This is a genomic window from Microcoleus sp. S13_C3, assembly GCF_036700905.1.
GTDB lineage: Bacteria > Cyanobacteriota > Cyanobacteriia > Cyanobacteriales > Microcoleaceae > Microcoleus.
On record NZ_JAUBPT010000108.1, the window covers coordinates 1 to 19,478 of the forward strand.

The window sequence follows — 19,478 nt, forward strand, 5'->3', positions numbered from 1 at the left end:
CTGAGGGATAACCGCTCCCATGCTCCCGATGAAGTAAGAAGCAAATGTCTAGACTTGTCTAGTATTTGTGTAGCAGAACTACATAAGATTGATACAAAGTCGACAAGACAGACATCTAGGACTGCTATATCCTGAAAATACAACGGGGATTAAAATCCTCCGAGTCGCTTCCCTCTCACCACGCTTTGTGTCTGAGTTTCACGCATCCCGTGAGGTTTGGATGAAACTGATACAGCAGATTCCAGGCAAATAGAGTACACCTTAATCCCAAGCACTTACCAAAATGGTTGACAAACCCTTGCAACCGTACTCCATAAACCTGGAAATTGCTGTGGCAATTTATTGAGGATTTAAGTAAGTCGGCGCTTTAAAACGCAACTATGTAAACGATGTAAAGTGTCCAAATGCTCTCTACTGGCTGACTTAAGCCTATTTACATACTGTTACATTATTCGGTTTAATCCCGCCTACCTACTTATGCAACTATCCCAGGAATAGGGGCAACACTCACCATCAAAAATTCGTTCTTTTAATGTTTGATTAGTTTTGATGGTAACACAACCGATGGAGCTCGTCACGCGAAGCAGTTACTCCCTAAAAGTCCTAAGTAGTCCAGAGAATCAGCGATTAAGATTTACTCCCTATCAGCGCCCGGATAGCATTGTAATCAGCCGCCTCAGCTTTCCAGCAAGTTTTCTTGAATCGTAGCGGCACTTAGCTTCTACCAAGATTTTTTCCATCAGCTCGGATGAAGCTTCTGCTTGCAGCCAGGCAGCTTCTAAAAATACTTCTACGGTCACTCCTTTTTCTTTGCAAAATCTCGTCAAATTAGCATCTATTTCGGCATCTAAAACAACAGCAGAATGGCGGCGAGTTGGCGGAATTTTTGCGAGTTCGGCTTTTAATTCCTCTAAGGTTGAATTGTCACCCGTGGTTTCTTTTGAAGGTTCCTTCGCCGGAGTTGAACGTTGGGTAATTTGTTCGCTCTCCTGTTTGGGGGCGATTAAAGTATCTTCTCGGCTTGGAACAACTGTTCGCTTGCGGTTGGAGCGAATTTGGTCGAGGATGCTGTCACTCATTGTACTTTTTGTTGTAAAAGAGACTCGATTTTGGCGAGCAGAATTTCAAAGGGGTATTCTAAGTCGGGATGTCCTAATTCGCTGAGAGTTTGGCGTTTGTTAATGGCTTTTTTGTACTGTTCGGATTCTCGGATTGAAGGGAGAATTAATTCGTTTTCAACTTCGTCTTTCATTCCTTCTACGGCTAGGCGGCTCTCTAGGGTTTGAGTGTTGCCAATCCAGCGGTCGCGGAAGGGCAGCACTCCTAGTACGGTAGCGTTGGTTGCTTTGACATCTCTCATGGAGTTGAGCAAGTCGAGTGTCCGCACTAGGGAACCGTAGCCTTTGACGGAGGCTTCGGCGGGTACGATTACGGTGTCGGCGGCACCGATTGCGGTTAGGCAAATCTGCGAGCGCTGCGGGGGTGCGTCAATGATACAAAATTTGAAGGCTTCGGCAACTGGTTCGAGGCGGCGCAGCAACAGGGTAGCGCCGACGCCGCTGCTGGATAGGTAGTCGGCGGCGGCGTCAAGCCCGTCGTCGGAGGGAATTAGAAACAAGTTGTCGCTACCTTCGACTGGATAGATGCCGTCTTCGATGGGCACGGATTTTTTGAGAACTTCCAGCAAGGTGGGCTGGTTGGGTTGCAGTTCTAGCCCCAGGTAGGTGGTCAGGTTGTGTTGGGGGTCGGCGTCGATAGCCAGTGTGGGATAGCCCCGGCTCGCTAGGAGGCGGCTCAGGAATAGAGATGCGGTTGTCTTGCCCTGCCCCCCGGACAGGGACGCGATGGCGACTGCAATCATGGCTTTAGGGACATGGGATGGGGTTTTCTATATATATCGTCCTCTAAAAAACGAAAATAGTCAATATCTAAATTACTAAAAAGCTAATTTTAGTAATCTTCATTTTAAATAAAAAGCTAAAAAGCTAAATTTAGTAAATTATTAATGTAACTTCTTAAAATGAGCAAGTGAGCGGAGATGAGCTCGCGCCGAGACCACCCAATTTTCCTCCACAGACTCTATAGATGCGTGTTTAAAAGGCGCGGCGCGTGTTTCTTTTATGCTCCGTGCGTGTTTAAAAGGCGCGGTGCGTGTTTCTTTATAGTTAACGGCGGCCTGCATTCACGCACTCTTGTGTCAAGAGTGAATGCAGGTCAATCAATGCAGATAACGGCATTGGGGCAGTGCTGTTCGATGAGGGGGCGGACAACGCTCCATTCGCCCCGTCCCCCAGACCATCCAAGCTTGTAGGGAAGGAAAGGAGTTAGTTCCAATTCCAGGGATTTGTGGTGGAGTTTAGATAAACAGAGCGCCAAGGCATCGTAATCGGTATAGCGTTTCTTACTGCCGTGAAGGTTTTGACCCGCCATACTGCACACCCATAACTCAGGAGTGGAGCTAACCCGAACCATTTGGACTTTACCGAGAACAAAACGCTTTCGACCTGCATCGGGGCCGCAGAAGCGCCGATACTCCAACTCAACCACCGGCCACTTCGCTGCAATTGAAGAGCCCAAACCAGTGTGAATCACGCCGGTACAACAAACTTGGTGAGCGATGATGCCCGTTTCGACATCGCGGATGAGTTTGAGCTTCTTTTCTAGTATCATGTGCTATATAATACTAAGTATCGTGGCTGGTGCGATCGACGGATTTGCGTCCAGACAGGGTGTTGGCTCACAGCAATAAACCAGGCTTAATCAATAATGGCTGTTTATTGTAAAGCAATTTGTGCAACAGGTTGTTGCACAAATTGCTCGTTCGGGTAAGATTCCGCAAAACTTCTCATATACAAGAGACATATGAGATGAGAAACCCTTCATCTCTTGTAAAGCTTTTGGCAAGTCGGCCACTAAATTGTCTATAACTTTCGCCACCGCGCATCCACTCCCCGTCCCACACATTTAATCCTTCCCTCATCCCGTTCTTGACGCAAAATGCGACGAATTAAATCCACAGAAACCACCGGACAACGTTGCTGTAACTCTCGCATCGAAAACTCGATGCGGCCAACTCTCAATTGCCTGTAAAACCATTGCCGTTTTCGTTCCTTTTGCTCCTCCAATCACCCCAACCCGCTGCTCAAATTCTCGATAAGATCCTAGTAACATTACGCCTAAAAAATACTCAGACCAAGGTAACAAGCTATGCTTACCCTCATGCCAATTTTGAGAAGATTGGTATAAAGCATCATAATAACTTTCTTTCGTGTGCTCCACAATTTGTTCTAAACTAATAAACTGCCCTACTTCATAACCCGCTTGATACAACAATAACAGGGTCAGCAATCTTGCCATTCGTCCGTTACCATCCAGAAACGGATGAATGCACAAAAAATCGAGAACATAACTAGCAATCAGTAACAATGGTTCAATCTCACCTTCACGGGAAAATAGATTAAATTTCTCATGCAACTCTTCCATAGCCTGAGATGTGGCATAGGCGGCAACAGGAGTAAATCGCACTATTTGTCTACCATCAGTTGTGGTTGCCGTAATTAGATTTTCTGTTGTTTTCCAACAGCCACCTAAACCGACGCTAAATTGATATAAATCGCGATGAAACTGCAAAACAATATTCGGAGTAAATGGAATATAACCATAGCTAGCGTGAATTGTATTCAGTACATTCCGATAGCCCGCGATTTCCTGTTCCGAACGATCCCTTGGTGCTGTGCGTTCCGTTACTAAGAAAGCGAATTCGCGCCAGAGGAACGGTAATTCCTTCAATGCGGTTAGAAGATTCGGTACTTTGAATAATCGCAGTTTGCCGCAAAGTTTCTAGCACTTGTGGCGCTTGTTGCTTGTATAACTCCTGCTTGCCTTTGTACTCCCCAATTAAGCGAATTGTCTGAAGCAGTTTTTGGGTAATCGGTTGCTGGGTTAAAAACGTCTGTTCAAAAGATTTCATTGATTAAAAGCACCACTGTAAAGGCTCTTGAGCCACTGATGTCTATTATATAAGTATTTTTAATATAGGTACTACCCTGGTCACAGTACCTATATTAAAGGTATTGTACCCGATCGCATTTGTACTGTTTTGTGCGTCAAAGGTCGCCAACTTCCCACCGGGACTATAGTACCAATACCCTGGAATAAGGGGCTAAATGCCCAAATTAACGAACGCTATTTTCCTCCACAGACTCTATAGATGCGTGTTCAAAAGGCGCGGCGCGTGTTCAAAAGGCGCGGCGCGTGTTCAAAAGGCGCGGCGCGTGTTCAAAAGGCGCGGCGCGTGTTTAAAAGGCGCGGCGCGTGTTTAAAAGGCGCGGCGCGTGTTCAAAAGGCGCGGCGCGTGTTTTATAGCGAGAAAACAACATAATATGACGCGCGGCCTTGACCCTCTAATTTCAACTGGTTGGCATCAGTCAACTTCCGCAGCAGGCGACTAGCTTGGTCTTCGCTGATACGACAAAGTTCCACAGCTTCTTTTCTGGTAATTCTGCCGTGAGTCCTTACATATTGAAGCACCATTTGCTCTTGCTGAATGGGTTCAAAGCCAGCTTGCCGAACGTAATCAGCGGATTGTCCCAGTTCTCGGTAAACTAAGGGGCTAAGGGTGTAGGTGCGTCCTTTTTTGACGCCACGCGCTTCTACCAAACCAGCTTCAACTAATCGTTCTAACACGCTGCGGGCGATCGCTTCATCTCGCTGAATGGCACGGGCGAGAGTAGCCGTGTCTAACCGCCTCTCTTGTCGCAATTGTCCTAAAGCGATTAAAGAGTCAACGGGGAGTGGGCTTTGACGGCGATTTTCCTCTTCAATCACTACGCGCAACAGTCCTAAGTCGGCTTCCCCCCCTGGCAGTCTGACGGCAACTGAATGAGAGTTTGTGCCTCGATAATCAGGGGCGGATCTTCCGTAGCGCAATAACCCCTGATAAATTAAATCTACACCGCGCCCAGTTCGTTCGGCGAGTCCGATGCGTTTAATGGCATCGGCTAGAAAGGGGTTTCTCGGTCGGGGTTCTACGACTAGCAAGTTATCCAAACTGACACCTTCAACAAAACCCCCTGGGTTGCTGATGGTAATTCCGTAATCTTCCCAGCGGATGTGAACGGCTCCCAATTTAGTGTAATCTCGGTGGATGAGGGAGTTGACTGAGGCTTCGCGAAAGGCGCGGCGATCGTAGTTGGGAACGGGGACGCGAAATAAACCGATTTGCACTTCATCTTCTTCGACACGCACCTCGAACTGTTCCATGACTCGCTCAAACAGTTTTAGTAGGGGGGTGCGGTAAAAATCATTGACTCGCACTTGGGTGCCTTCGAGGACTTGAAAGGCGACTTCGTGGGTGGGTAAGTGTTCGCGGAGGGCGCTTTCTCGTCCTAAAATCAGCAGTCCGGTGACGGTGGGGAAGCGAATTCCATCCGTAGAACGCACGAATCCTAAAGCGCCGTCTAGTTCTTCATCAGTTAAGGATAGCAGAGTACGATCGCCACCATATCGCTCTATTAATTGTCGCAGGCGTTCGCGTTCCAGGGGGTCGAAGTCGGTGACAGACGATCCGGTGACGGGTAATGAGGAGTAATCGAGAACGCCTAAGTCTGACTGGCGAGTGGCAAATTCATAGGGATAAAAGGGGACGCATTGGGGTGTTCCGTCTACTTGCAGGCGGCGGCGTTGTAGGAGTCCGTCAGAGGTGGCGACGATGCGAGCTGATTTGGGGACTTCTATGCAGGCAATGGTTTGACCTGCTTCTAGCAACGCTGTAACGCGCACGCTGACTGGGGGGTTGGTGCGGTTGCCAATCATGGCTGCCAAGGTGGACAGGTTTTGGTGTTGGGGGTGCAAACCTGTTATTTGACCGTCATCTTCAACGCCGAGGTAAATGGAGCCACCGTCTGTATTGGCAAGGCAGACGACGGTTTCAATCAGGTCTTTGTCTGGCAGGCGAGTGCGATCGCTTTTAAACTCGACGGTGAGGGATTCTTGTTCGGGAATCGTGCGATTCATTTAACAATATAAAATAGGGGCGACCTGACGGTATTTACAATACTATGGCAAAATTGGGTCTAAAGCCCCGTCCTTATAGGACGGCTTCCTCCTAACTGTATAAAACAGATAAGCTGTTAGTCATTTAAATTTATTGCTTCAACCCCTTACAGTATGGGGTGTGGCCCACAAATAGTGCAGTTTGAATGTCGAACAGCTTACAGTTAGAAACAGAGGAAATACTTCGTCTAAATACATCGCAACAAGTACACCAAGATTATACGGCACAATTACTCTGGTCCAATTGCCATTAAAATTCATATCAGCAACAAAAAAGGACGGCATCTCTCCACCGCACGAGCCATTGAACTACTTACCGAATACGGAATGGATACGCCAATAGAGTTTATTCGTAAGCCCTAATGATGCTACACTAACCGAAAAAATTACTTTTTATCCGTAAACCCGGCCTGCAAAAACTACTTTCGGAAGCAAGAAATGCCTATCCCAAAATTCACAGAAAACACGATTCGCTACAACACCACTCCTAAATCCTTGGAACGTGGCGAAGCCTGCTATCTGAATCGTACTATTGATGCTATCACCTTGCGTGGCAACATCCTTCAAGCCAAGGTAGAGGGCAGCGAAGCTCAATCTTACCGTGTCAGACTCAGCTTTGAAAATCAAGGCTTTACCGAAGTCACTTGTACCTGCGCCTACAGTATGGATGGCTGGTGCAAACACGTTGTCGCCACCTTATTAGTTTGTCTGCGCCAGCAACAAAAAATCGCAGAATGCCCTACGTTAGAACACCTATTAAATCGCCTCAACCATCAACAAACTCAACTCCTGCTGCAAAACTTAGTCGCAGAACAACCTGAACTAATCGATCGCATAGATAGCCACATCACCCGTATCGCAGGCACTACCCCCTCTGAACAACCCTCCAAAGTATCCTCTGAACAACCCTCCAAAGTATCCTCTGAACAACCCTCCAAAGTACCCTCTGAACAACCCTCCAAAGTACCTTCAACAACCAGTATTAATACAACTCCTTACCGGACACAAGTGCGTCAAATTTTGCGTGACGGAGTGCGCTATATAGAAGATGGGTGCGAAGAAGATACGGTCACCTCAGATATTCTGGACTTAATTGCAGAAGCGCAGGAATTCAGTCAAAATGATGATGCCAACAATGCTCTTGCCATCTTGCAAAGCATTACCGAAACCTGCATAAAAAATTGGGATGATGTTGCTGAATACGGCATAGATGGTGATGAAATTGTTATGGCACTTGATGAAGCATGGACAGAAGCTATCCTCTGTGCCGAATTTACTGAAAAAAAACAGATAGAACTTCAAGAAAATCTCATAAATTGGCAGGATGAATGGGATGCCAATTTTGGTATGAGCTTGGAAGCATTGAGGCAAGGTTGGGACTATCCGCCACTACAACTTGTTTTGCAGGGAAATATTTCAGAGCGAGGAGCATGGGAAGGAGAAGCACCGGATTATGCCGACGCTCTGGCTCTCATTCGCCTCCAAATTCTCGATCGCCAAAAACGGCATAAAGAATACTTGTATTTGGCAGAAGCAGAAGGAGAGACTCAACAATATTTAGTGATGTTGGCTAGTTTGGGGCAAATTTCAGAAGCATTGTCTGCTGCCAAAACTCAAATGACATCAGTGGAACAGGCAAAAGCGTTGGCTTTTCAACTATGGAAACAGGGAGCTAAAAATCAAGCACTAGAAGTAGCTCAAATAGGATTTTCCTTGCCGGGACATTACCTGTATGAATTGGCAACTTGGACGACTGAGCTAGCAGAGGAATTGGGCGATTTGGCGAGCGCTCTCAATGCCAAAATTAAAGCATTTGTTGCTCAACCTTCTTTTAAGGACTACCGCAAGGTAGAGGAGTTAGCCGGAGAGCAATGGTCAACTATAAAAGTTGAGCTTTTAACTAACCTACGCTCCCAAACTGGATGGGCAACTCACAAGGCAAAAGTAGATATTTTCCTGCATGAAGGGTTCATTGATGAAGCTATTGAGATAGTCACTGACTTCAGTTCTTATGATTCCAGCATCGTACACCAAGTGATGGAGGCAGCTATCTCCCATCGCCCCGATTGGGTGATAGAAAATGCCTGCCAACGTGCTGAATCAATTGTCGAGCGAGGTAAAGCGGATGCGTATCATTTTGCTGTTGAATGGCTGCACAAAGCTCGTGCTGCTTATCTGCAATCTTATCGGGAATCTGAATGGTCAATTTATTGTGCCTCACTAATACAAACTCATGGTCGCAAACGAAAATTCATGGAATTACTGAAACCGCTTAATTAAGATTAATTCGTAAGCAGGAGCAATGTGAGCAATCGGTACAGTCTCAGAGCGGGTAAAAATCAAGCCCCTTGACACCTAGGATTGCCCATTCATGAGGGTGCATTATTTTTTATGGGCACGCATTAGTCAGGGCTTGCGATCGCAAAACCATTGCTTGCTACTAATCAAAAACAGCCATAACCAACCTCAACAAATATTTGCACTCTCTCCACAAAAAATCAGTAAAGTACAGGAAAATGCAGTAAAGGTACAGGAAAATGCAGGCTCTTGCTGCACATTTTCCGCTAAAAACAGGTAGAGTGCAGAGAGTGCTTTTGCCTGTATCCTCACGCTCTTTTGTACAGCAAATGCCTGATTTTATACGGCACTTGCAGACTTTGAGACTCTACAACAAAAACGCGATTAAGAGCGTTTTTAACAAAATCTGAAGGCGTTGCTGATTTACGGTATGAACGACTCAATGTCAGGGTAAGCTCATCTAATTTGGTATAAATTGTACTTGACAAAAAGACAACTATAGAAAAGGTGGCATTCACGTATGAGCAATTCTATAATGGCTTAAAAGCTAAGTCATCAAGCCGTAAAACTCAATGGATAAAGGATTCCTGCCCGCCCGGCCAACGTCTAAGCCAAAGCAACCACGCTCAGAAGCCCCACCTATTTCCATGCAAGAGTTACAAGGGAGCTTGTCAAGTTATTTTGATGACGTACCCGACCCTCATAGTGAACCGAACCAAACGCCACCTACTGAAAGACATTCTCGTCATTGCCATATTATCTACAATAGCTGGAGGTGAGGGATGGGAAGACATGGAAAATTATGGAATCAGTAAGCAGCAATGGTTGCAAAAATTTTTAGACTTACCCAATGGCATCCCGAGCGATGATACCTTACCCTAGAGTTTTTGAAAAGCTAGACCCGAAAGTTTTAGAACAGAAGTTGACTCAATGGGTTAAACAATTAATGGGGCCAGTTGGCCAACAAGTTATCCCGATTGATGGCAAAAATCTCCGAGGTTCTTATGACCGAAGAACCGGGGTAAATAATTTACATTTAGTGACAGCTTGGGCCAGCGAAAATCGGTTGGTACTTGGACAGGTTAAAGTGGAAAACCATTCCAATGAAATCACAGCTATCCCAGCTCTATTGGAATTAATCGATGTCACCGGAGCGATTATTACGATGGATGCGATGGGTACTCAGACCGAGATTGTGCGGCTCATTCGTCAAAAAAAAGCCGATTATGTCGTTACCCTCAAAAAGAATCATCCAACTCTTTACAAACAAGTCAAGACCTGGTTTGAAACAGCCAGAGCCAACCAATTTGGTGGAATTGAAGTGAGTGAAGATTCCCGAACGGAAAAAGCACATCCGGAGAGTCGAAACTCGAAAAGTTTGGGCGGTTCCAGTGGCGGCACTCGGACGACTTTACAAACAAGAAGACTGGGCAGATATTCAGACTATTGTTATAGTAGAACGTTTCCGTTATCTGTGGAATAAAACCACTCATGAAATACAATTTTACCTAAGTTCCTTACCCGTAGATGCCCAGGTTAATGGTCGCGCTATTCGTCAACATTGGAGCATTGAAAATCAAGAACATTGGATTTTAGATGTCACTTTCAATGAAGATCTCGGTCGCATTCGGTCGTTGAATAGCCCTCGGAACTTGGCTGCTATCAGACGGATGTCCCTGAATGCTGTCAATCAAGAAACTACTCTCAAGCGTAGCTTGCGACAGAAAAGGAAACGCGCTGCAATGAATGATGAATACATGATGCTTCTTCTCAAATCCTTTTGTCAAGACTGATTGAGATGCTCTTACCCTGGACTCAATGTGCAAAAAATGAAACAAGCGAGTCAGTCAATCTTCTGAATTTTCAAGTTATCCATTTTCATAGCCTGATTAAGCAACGCCCCCTAACAGTCGATGGGTTTATGTTGCCAGACGGCAGTTACCGGATGAGCCAGACACAGGCGGCCGAATGTGTTACTTTGAAATTTCAGAACGTCTCACGCATATCCCAACATACCCGATGAATTGCCGGCCGCGCCGTTGCTCCCTTATCAACTGTCACAACACCCGCAAGCCCCAGAAGACTCCTCATCTGAAGAAATCCCCGAATGGTAACCAAGCAATTTTAGATTTTAGATTTGGGATGCTGGGAAAATCTACTTTCTTCGCCTCTGTTACTGGGTAATAGCGGATTTTCCGTTTGGACGCGGTGAGAGCTAGTTGGGGCAACCTCGCGGGACTTTACGGATGACCGTTTTAAGCTTTGAGGCGGCTCTTCTGCGTGCATAAGTGTTAGTATAGCATGGACTAACACTTATGCAAGTAATGAGTATTAAGTCAGTCGCTTACTTTCAAACAAAGTGGGAAGATGGACAGTAAATACATAACTTGCATTAATGCCCATGTCAGACCTTGAAGGGAAAATCATTTCACTCCGAATTTTTATGTCTGAGCCCCTAAGAAATGAGTTCAAGGCCGTCTGTGCAAGGCAGGGAAGGAATATGAGCGAAGTAGTAACAGACTTTGTAAGGAATTATGTAGCAAAACACGGAGTCCTTCCTCCCATGACAGATCGCACCAATGGCTCACCGACAGAAACCACCCCCTCGTCAGCCACCAAAGCCAGGCGGGGCAAGGGAAGTAAAGAAGCTAGTTAATGTAAGCGCGGATGTCTAGTAATGGAGATTCTTGTGACATGACCTCTCGACCAACAAGGATATTGACCACGTATGACCAATCAAAACCCACCGCCCGACCCTGCCGCCCAAGAAACTTCTCACGCTGTAACTGAGCGTTGGCGATGTTACAAAATGCAAGAAAAGTATGGCTGGCGATTGAAACGGATAGAGCCAAAGCAGGGCAGCATCTTTAAGTACGACTGTGTGTTTGAAGGCGACGCTCAATTTCCCGACTACATGGAGGATTAATTTATGCGAAAATACATTGCTTTTAGAGCCGACTGGATGGAGGAAGATGGAGCCGAAAACCGCATCTTAGCTCACACGGGAGCGCTGACAGACATTCTGGCCGAGTATTTCGATTCTTCAGATGCCCCCATACCCCAACCGGGCTATAGACCTTCGGAGTATTGCCAAGTAACAGAAGCCATAGATTCAGAAACACCCGGCTCTAGCACTCATTTCCGGCGTGGTGATTGGGAAGTAGTGCGAGTTGAGCAATATGCACCTATTGGGATTGCCAAATTTGACCTGATTGTCGTCTGCTACTGTCGGTACGCGCCTGTTGAATCCCCTCTGATTTCGATTCGGCGGGGCAAGGGCAGTCCGCAATTGCAAGAGGTCTAGCAGGTGTCTGGCGGGAGAAAACTTTTTGACACCGATCGATAAGCGGAAAGCGCAGAAACCAAACCCCCGTCAGCCGCCAAAGCCAAGCGGGGCAAAGGAAGTAAGGAGAGATAGCAGATGTCTAGTACGTGTCTAGCGCTGACAAAATTTGGCACTCCCCTCAAATCCGACAGATAAGCTGAAAGCTTTAACTGACAAAGGTTTTAGGTACGGCCCTGGCGTTTCAAACTTTCCGAGTTCAAAGACCCTCAAACGCTTGCACAGAAGTTGCTGGGGCATTTCAAACTTGAGGTCACGAAAAAGGTTGGTTTGACAGGTTGCGCTCTGCTGCTCTCCGTGGGCTATAAGCCTTGCAGCCAGGATATTTTACAGGTTGGTGTCAGCGAGCGGGGTGCGAGAAACCAAGAAACAAATAAGTGTCTAGTCAATGTCTAGCAAAGGAGAGTAAACCTTAGTGACCGAAGAATCAATTAGGGCCACGCGGGTCGCAGTGCAGATAGGCTCGCTTACAGTCGATGGGTTCATGCTGCCAGATGGGTCGTACCGGATGAGCCAGACACAGGCGGCTGAATGTGTGGGTTTGTCGGAAAGAAACGCCAGCTTTTTTTTCAGTCGTATTCGATATCAGCATTGCCAAGGTGCCGACACTCTAGAAATTGAGCCAAATTCAGGCAAAAGAGGGCAAAGCCGTATCAAGGCTGTTTTTTTAGATGAGGCGATTGACTACTGGGGGTATCAGGCAAGTAAAGGAAATTTGAAAGCTCTTATGTTGCTTGAAGCCATTGGTGAACATGGGATTGCACACATTCCACCTAAAAATATAATTGTTCACTTTCAGAAGCCTGGAAGAAAAACAGCCAAGGAAAGCGGGTATGTAGAGAGGCTTCAGTCGAAACTGAGAGGTGAGCGAGAGGTTCCAACTCCGGTAGGTGGTATTGACCTTCTAACTTCAACAGAGATTATTGAGGTTAAACAAGTAAAGCAATGGAAGTGTGCTGTGGGACAAGTGCTTGTTTATGGTGCTTACTACCCATCCCATCAGAAGCGTATTCATCTATTCGGTAATTGCCATGAATCTTACTTAGGTTTGATTACCAATCACTGTTCAGTTTTTGGGATCACTGTCACATGGGAGTCTTGAAACAGCTTAGACCGCGAAAAGAATGCTCAAAAACACCGAAAACCTTACGCTTGAGAAGGTTATAAGCCCGCGATTTCAGAAATAGCTTTGTCGAGCGAATAAATTGTTCAAAATGTTCAAAGCTGTTTTTGGCTGGAAATTATACGTCTCAAATTTCTTGGTAAACTACCCAATTTACGCCAGAAGCTTTCGACCCCCTAGGAAGGTTTATCTTATGCTGGGCACTACCTTACCCAACTGAGCGAAGGAAACAAACAGGCTTTGAGTCTGGTGTGGGCGATGCTTACCGAATCTCTCGAACGTCTCTTTGACGAAGCTTTCGGCGTCACCCGCACCGAACGAGAGCGCAATGAATTGCTCGGCCAGCGGGTTCAGGAACTAGAGCGGGATATCCGATCTGCGTTTTGGGTTGAGGATGAGATTAGGATACAGCGCGACCACTACGAGTGGCTGCTGCGAGAGTACGGCATCGACCCTTGGGGCATTCCGGGGGCGAATGAAGAGTAAGTTGCTCGCGCAGTCCCAAACCACCAACAAACAGGAGACACCATGATCCGAACCGAAACAATACCCAAAACAGTCACGTTTGACGAGTTCGCAGCCTGGTATCCAGAGAACTCTATTCGCCGCTACGAACTACACCACGGAGTAATTGTTGAAATGCCTCTAGGAACTGGTCGCCATTCCCGCGTTACAGGGTTTACCTGGGACGAAATCAGCGCAGAAATCAGGCGGCTGAAATTGCCTTGCTTTATCCCCGGCGACTGCCTGCTCAAACCCGTCCGCAACGAGGCGGGCTACCTGCCAGACGTAGTTGTCCTAGATGAAGCAGCTCTTGCAAGCGAACCGCGCTGGGATAGGGAATCCATCATCGCGATGGGGTCTTCGGTACGGCTGGCTGTAGAGGTCGTCAGCACGAACTGGCGGGACGATTACCATCTCAAATTCGCCGACTACGAAGAAATGGGCATCCCCGAATACTGGATTGCGGACTACCTCGGTTTGGGCGGCCGCAAGTTCATCGGCAGCCCCAAACAACCCACCCTCTCGGTTTGCCAATTGGTAGATGGGGAGTACCAGGTCAAACAGTTTCGGGGGGATGACACAGTTGAGTCGCTGGCTTTCCCGGAATTGAACTTGACTGCCGAGCTGATTTTTCGGGCCGGCTTGCCTAAGAGCGAGCCGAGCTAGAAGGACTGAGGGCGATCTGGCGCTGCTGTTGTCCCAATTTTTTACCGCTCGCCCGCCGCACACGCGCCACAGCACAGAACGCAGTAGAATCGTTTTAGTCAAAAAAAACGCTACACCTTAAAAGAGGGGCAGCGACAAAAAATCAAAATTAATTATTAATTCAATAATAGCTTATTTTGTCAACCCTTAGTTGACAGCTAAGAACAGACAAAAAGCTATTGTCAAAGCCTCTCTTCTATATATGGTGTAGCGGGTCAACCTACCAGGGAGAATCCCGCTATGGATACCATTCCACACAATTACGACCCGAATAGTCAAGTATCGTTTTCTCGGAAAATCGACTGCGAGCTTGGAAAGCAACAGCCTTCAAAGCCTGACTGTGACTCAATTATCGCAGAATCTCCTCTAAATACGCAAACAAACCGTGGATTGTCTGCTGTCACCTTTGAAGCGATCGGGGGTGCGGTGTAATGGTTTACTCGCAATCATTCCCTCAGCAGATCGACCGCGAACAAGTGCGACAGCAGCTAGCAGCCTTGGGTTACAAAGCCGGCGACACAGTTTACCTGCGAGCCTTCTACCCCAGTTCAGATCCCCGCAAAGCTGGGGATGCTGGCAGGAAAGCAGAAGCAACCAACCTCGACCAATTGATTGAACGCGCCACCGAATTTCAAACCGAGGGACGCGGCGTGTACTTGGTGGTCAACGGCGGCGGACACACAGACAAAGATGTCACCGAAACGCGGGCCGTATTCTACGAGCACGACAACTTAGACAAAGCTGCTCAAATAGACTTGTGGAAAGACTTAGGACTGCCAGAACCCACACTGCAAATCGACACCGGCGGGAAGTCCATACATTCCTACTGGGTATTTGACGAGTTCGTTGCAGTCGAAAAATGGCGATTGCTCCAAACCGAGTTGCTTGAGGAGGCCGACGCCGATCGCTCCTTAAAGAACCCCAGCCGAGTGATGCGCTTAGCTGGAGCGCGGCACTCAAGCGGCAATCAATCCCTGATTGTCAGCAACTCCGGAATGCGCTACACATACGAGGATTTGAGGGCGATCGTCCCGACACCGGAGAAACCGGAACCGACACTTTTTCGGGATCAGTCCACAGTCAAGCCGCTTGCTGCGGGTGACATCCCCGATACTTATGAAGACATCGCTGTACCCGTGCCAGCCAGCGTCCCATTGGAGGAATGCTTGGCAAAAAGCTCTCGCGAGTTGCTATACGGCATCAGTGAGGGGGGAAGGAACGAAGCAGGGGCCAAACTAGCTCGCGATTTAATCGGCACCGCGAACTACCTGCGGGCGATCGGGCAAGCTTTTAACGGCGACCCCCAGCAAATGTTGGAAGATTTCGCGGCTCGGTGCAATCCACCGTTGCCGAAGCACGAAGCCGAGACAATTTGGAAGTCCGCCCTCCAAGGCAGCCCCACACCGGCCTGCAAGCCAGATGGTGTGAAAAATTGCATCAAAGGCTGGTACTGGAACAACCACATTAAAACGAGTCGGCGGTTTGTCGATCGGCAAACCGACAAACCAACACACAAAAACAAGCTTGGAATGAGGGAAGCGGCTCAGATGGCAAGAGAAATCTTGAAGGGCGAGCCAAACGAAGTTTCAGCCAACATCAAGCTTGAGGAAGTCCGGCAGAAAACGAGTTTTAGCGAGTATGCTTGGGAACACAAGATTATCAAGCCACTGAAACGAGACATGGATGCGGAACGATTCAAACTCGAACTGCTAGGCTTGCTTCAAATGGAAGACCCAGTAGAGCGCATCCGACAAATCGCCCTACTAGCGCCCAAGTACAGCATGAGCGCGGGGTCACTCAAAGAAGCGATGGCCGCAATGAAGCAGCGGACAAGCGCGTCCGAGTCACGGCTTTGGAGCTTAAATGAGGTTTTTAGCCTTCAGTCTGAGGGTTTGCGATGGGTGGTTCCCGAACTTCTGCCACGCGGTGAGACGGTGATTCTGAGCGCAAGCCCAAAATGCGGTAAATCCTTAATAGCAGTAGACCTCGCTTTTTGCACGGCTACTGGCGAAGAGAAATTCTTGGGGCAAAACATCGAGGTGGGCAAAGTCCTGTTGGTGTCAGTCGATGAGTCTTTAAATAGCACGCGGTCAAAGCTGCTAAAGCGGGGATTCCGGTTGACGGAAAGCGACAACTTAAAAGTATTACCCCAATGGGATATCACGCAAACAGCAAAACTTGAGGCTTTCTTGGAAGATTACCGCCCGGATGTAGTCATCATTGACAGTCTCAAGCGTATTTGCAAAGGTAGCGCCGTGTCGGAAAACTCAGCAGAATTTTCCGACAATATCTACGCCCTCAAAGAACTGTTAACCCGTTACGATGCCGCTGGCGTTCTAATCCATCACAGCAACAAAAATCACGAGGCTCTAGGCGTTGAAAGATTGCGAGGTTCTAGTGCGATTGCTGGCAGCGTTTGGGGTGTTTGGCAAGTTGACCACATCCCAAAACAAGACCCCCACAACAAGAAAAAAATGATAGTTGACCCCAAGTGTCCGAAGCGAATTTTCTCGTGCTTTCCGAGGGATGCAGAAGGTCAAACACTGGACATTGAGCTAAATCTCGAAAACAATTCTTGGCTTTGTCACGGACTAGCAGGGGAGGACGCCGAAGCAACACAGCAAAGAGGGACGATCCGAGAACGAATCTTGCGGACTCTTGAAAAACACAACAGACCGTTACCCGGCCCTGAAATCATTGAATTAGCTCTGCTAGCCGAACAGCGCGGCTCAGCTTACTCGGAACTAAACCGGATGGTTGGCAAGAAGGTTATTAGTGCGGCACCAGCACCGGGCGATAAACGATACACCCTATATTCTTTGCCCAACTGTCACGCTGAATCTTTGAGCGTAAAATCTCCTCCCCCCCCTCCCCCCCCTATCTCACTGCCAATTGCTATCTATAACTCTGTAAACCATACAGAGCATGGTTTACAAATAGATAGCCAAATAGATAGCACATACATAGCAATAGATAGCACTGTGACAGTTCAATCCGAGGTGCTATCTACTGCAAACCATTGTGAGGAAAAGGTTTCAGAGATAGATAGCAACTTCTCACTGTCACAGGGGAGAGGGGGGGTAAAACAAAATCTGGAACCCGATTCTGTCACAGTATCAACTGCGGAATTGGCACAGGAACAAGAACCTCGATCGACAGTTGATACCAACCAGTCAACAGTGGAGCCTCTTGCCCGTACAGAAATCGAAGTTTCTACCTGCTCCAAGGGGGCGAAAACTGGGGCGGGTGATGTTGAAATTGGGGCGGGTGATGATGAAACTGGGGCGGTTGAGGTGAAAGTGCCGATCGCCCCTAGTCTCCAATTCACCCCCGGCGATCGGGTGAAAGTTTCGGTCCAGTATCCCGGTACTCAGGAATTCAGGGGAAAGCTGGCCACAATAGTTGATGTATATAATGACGGGCGGTGCCGGATTGAGTTCGATAGCGAAATCGAAATATCTGGGTGTCAGCCAACAAAAGCGACCAGCATTAATGGTGACTACTTGGTTTTAGAATCCGCCGCCTCACTACTCAACGAAGACGAACTAGAACTGGTTGAGGAGATGCTTTTGGCGATCTCACAATCAGACGAACTAGTTACCGATGCCGTGAAAAAGAGTCTCGCGGAAACTTGCGACAAAGGTTTAGCTAGCCGAGAAAAAGTTTGGTTCGCATTGACGGCGAGCGAGCGAACTGCGTTCAGAGCGCTGCTAGCTGCCGTCACAAACCCCATCTGAGCCTCTTGCCCCCTCTGCGCCTGAGCCGGAACAGCCGACAGCAGAAGCAGTGGCCTTCGTGAGAGCCAATACCGACGCTGGCTGACATTGAGGGCGACGGCTAATCCCGCACCATCGGATATTCCCAAAAACACTGGCCGCCCTTCGGGCAACTGCCCTTCAGTGGACGACAATCGCCCCCTGAACCGCCCGAACACTGTTATAGCCTTGCGTCGGGAGTCAGGAGTCAGGATTAGGATGCTTAACTATTAAGGGTGGAAGCAATCAATAATGTCCTAAACGCCGGGCGCGACTGCTATATCAGAACACTGTGTTTTCACGCATGGAGCCTGTCGAACCAATTGAACAGGCTGTTGCAGCAGAGGCGAAAGCCTGCATTGCCAAAAGCGCTCGCCCCGGTCGCTCGAAGCCGTTGTAGGATCGCTCGAAGGATCGCGTGTTTCAGAAAACTCAGCCACAACTTTCCTTTACCGATATAAATATATCGCCCAACATTGCTATTGCTACCATCTTTCCCTGCTTTTTCCAGTTCTTCCCAGCTTGCATAAATTTGCATAAATTTGAGTTTTTTGTTGCTAATACCGCCCAAAATCGGGTTAACAATTCAAGCTGAGTTTACACAATTTTACTCAGAAGAACTCAAAAACCACAGCAATAACTCAGAAAAACTCAGAAAAACTCATCGTCGAGCAGTCCCAAAAAGTTAATTTTGAGGTGTTTTCCTGTCCCGGTACGCTTAAGATTTATTTAACAATTTAACAGCAAGTTCTACAATAATATTTTAAGCAAATGTAGAGGCTCAAAAGTGGTAGCATTTATAGCAAGCTGTACTTTCACAATTGAGCAAGTCGAACTAATTGAATAGGCTGTTAAGGTTGCCTAAAAGATTGCCGCCTTGTGATAGCCATTCAGCTATGGCATATCAACCTATCGGACAAAGGTGGTAGCATTTTTTTAGCAAGAGTTGCAGTACAGGGAGCCGAGTTTGATTGAATGCAGTGCTAACGCACTTTTGTATAAGAGAAGTGAAGTGGAAGAGTATTTTTTTCGGGCTGCCAGAATGCTCATGCAGAGTGTTCGCTATCTTCATCTGCTCTGTTGCCTCGCTGATTCAGGTACTAATGCCAGTGATGTTACGACTACTACAAAGGTCAGGTTCTTCTAAGAAGTCATGCCTGCCAGCAATAAGCGCGAGTTGCATTCTCCACACAGAGGGTGCAACTTTTTGTAAGAAGAAATAACACCACAATTGTTACTGAAGGCAATAAAAATCTTTATATTTTAACCCTTATATTTCCTTTTATTTCCTCTTTTTTCCTAATATCTCCTACTTGTCCCTAATATTTCCTAATATTTCCTCCAAAATTCACAAAATTTAATTAATTTAAATTAACTTTCGCTGCTTTTTAATTGATTTTTTGTACTTCGACACCTCTTGAATCCTCCGAATTAGTACGCCAGTCGCATAGCAAGCCATGTCAAATAGACGTACAAAAGTCGAATTTGAGCACTTTTTACCAATTTAGGGTTTTTGCAAGACTGCAATGAGAACAGTTAGAAATTGAAGGCGAGCTCACGCACACTCTGGGAAGCCTTGAGGATAAAGTTTGACTCGCCCGCTGTACGCTTTTGACGCCCGCTGTACGTTCGCTTTTTGAGTCGATATTGAAGCCAAGAGCGAGCTAGTTGGTGTACAGGACAGTCGCCTTTACGA

16 protein-coding genes and 1 pseudogene are annotated in these 19,478 nt (G+C 47.3%); 10 read left to right on the forward strand and 7 right to left on the reverse strand.

Annotated elements, in window-relative coordinates; genetic code table 11:
- Positions 1-644 precede the first annotated feature (644 nt).
- From QUA16_RS24890 to QUA16_RS24915, 6 genes are all read right to left on the reverse strand, one after another.
- Positions 645-1,079 carry a hypothetical protein gene (locus tag QUA16_RS24890; protein WP_333106707.1) on the reverse strand — a complete coding sequence of 145 codons (435 nt, stop codon included), beginning with the start codon at positions 1,077-1,079 and terminating at the stop codon, positions 645-647.
- Positions 1,076-1,861 carry a ParA family protein gene (locus QUA16_RS24895; protein ID WP_106331468.1) on the reverse strand — a complete coding sequence of 262 codons (786 nt, stop codon included), beginning with the start codon at positions 1,859-1,861 and terminating at the stop codon, positions 1,076-1,078. Before QUA16_RS24895 ends, QUA16_RS24890 begins: the two co-directional genes overlap by 4 nt.
- A gap of 353 nt (positions 1,862-2,214) precedes the next feature.
- On the reverse strand, positions 2,215-2,670 hold the full coding sequence (locus tag QUA16_RS24900) for a hypothetical protein (RefSeq protein WP_333106710.1): 456 nt from the start codon (positions 2,668-2,670) through the stop codon (positions 2,215-2,217).
- Positions 2,671-2,976: 306 nt separating this feature from the next.
- Positions 2,977-3,705, reverse strand: coding sequence for a Fic family protein (locus QUA16_RS24905; protein ID WP_333106752.1), 729 nt, complete (start codon positions 3,703-3,705; stop codon positions 2,977-2,979).
- Positions 3,665-3,970 (reverse strand): hypothetical protein, encoded by a 306-nt coding sequence (locus QUA16_RS24910; protein ID WP_333106712.1) that lies wholly within the window; start codon positions 3,968-3,970, stop codon positions 3,665-3,667. The genes QUA16_RS24905 and QUA16_RS24910 overlap by 41 nt, the downstream gene beginning before the upstream one ends.
- Positions 3,971-4,359: 389 nt before the next feature.
- Positions 4,360-6,015, reverse strand: coding sequence for an RNA-binding domain-containing protein (locus QUA16_RS24915; RefSeq protein ID WP_333106714.1), 1,656 nt, complete (start codon positions 6,013-6,015; stop codon positions 4,360-4,362).
- Between the two features lie 477 nt (positions 6,016-6,492).
- On the opposite strand from QUA16_RS24915, the gene QUA16_RS24920 reads away from it, so the two are divergent.
- From QUA16_RS24920 to QUA16_RS24965, 10 genes and pseudogenes are all read left to right on the forward strand, one after another.
- The gene (locus QUA16_RS24920) at positions 6,493-8,334 is read left to right on the forward strand and encodes an SWIM zinc finger domain-containing protein (RefSeq protein ID WP_333106715.1); all 1,842 of its coding nucleotides are present in this window, start codon (positions 6,493-6,495) and stop codon (positions 8,332-8,334) included.
- 590 nt (positions 8,335-8,924) lie between these two features.
- Positions 8,925-10,145, forward strand: a pseudogene (locus tag QUA16_RS24925) (ISAs1 family transposase).
- 608 nt (positions 10,146-10,753) lie between these two features.
- Positions 10,754-11,008, forward strand: a complete 255-nt coding sequence (locus QUA16_RS24930; protein ID WP_333106718.1) for a plasmid partition protein ParG — start codon at positions 10,754-10,756, stop codon at positions 11,006-11,008.
- A gap of 72 nt (positions 11,009-11,080) precedes the next feature.
- Entirely contained in the window at positions 11,081-11,278 is a 198-nt protein-coding gene (locus QUA16_RS24935) for a hypothetical protein (RefSeq protein WP_333106720.1), read from the forward strand.
- Between the two features lie 3 nt (positions 11,279-11,281).
- Positions 11,282-11,656, forward strand: a complete 375-nt coding sequence (locus tag QUA16_RS24940; protein WP_333106723.1) for a hypothetical protein — start codon at positions 11,282-11,284, stop codon at positions 11,654-11,656.
- A 454-nt stretch (positions 11,657-12,110) separates the two neighbouring features.
- On the forward strand, positions 12,111-12,797 hold the full coding sequence (locus tag QUA16_RS24945; protein WP_333181406.1) for a hypothetical protein: 687 nt from the start codon (positions 12,111-12,113) through the stop codon (positions 12,795-12,797).
- 279 nt (positions 12,798-13,076) lie between these two features.
- Positions 13,077-13,304 (forward strand): hypothetical protein, encoded by a 228-nt coding sequence (locus tag QUA16_RS24950; protein WP_333106727.1) that lies wholly within the window; start codon positions 13,077-13,079, stop codon positions 13,302-13,304.
- Positions 13,305-13,346: 42 nt separating this feature from the next.
- Positions 13,347-13,988: a Uma2 family endonuclease gene (locus tag QUA16_RS24955; RefSeq protein ID WP_333106731.1), complete on the forward strand. Its 642-nt coding sequence runs from the start codon at positions 13,347-13,349 to the stop codon at positions 13,986-13,988.
- Between the two features lie 279 nt (positions 13,989-14,267).
- Positions 14,268-14,459: a hypothetical protein gene (locus QUA16_RS24960; protein WP_333106733.1), complete on the forward strand. Its 192-nt coding sequence runs from the start codon at positions 14,268-14,270 to the stop codon at positions 14,457-14,459.
- On the forward strand, positions 14,459-17,764 hold the full coding sequence (locus QUA16_RS24965) for an AAA family ATPase (RefSeq protein WP_333106736.1): 3,306 nt from the start codon (positions 14,459-14,461) through the stop codon (positions 17,762-17,764). The genes QUA16_RS24960 and QUA16_RS24965 overlap by 1 nt, the downstream gene beginning before the upstream one ends.
- A 316-nt stretch (positions 17,765-18,080) precedes the next feature.
- Here QUA16_RS24965 and QUA16_RS24970 read toward each other — a convergent pair whose 3' ends face one another.
- Entirely contained in the window at positions 18,081-18,320 is a 240-nt protein-coding gene (locus tag QUA16_RS24970) for a hypothetical protein (protein ID WP_333106739.1), read from the reverse strand.
- Positions 18,321-19,478: the final 1,158 nt, after the last annotated feature.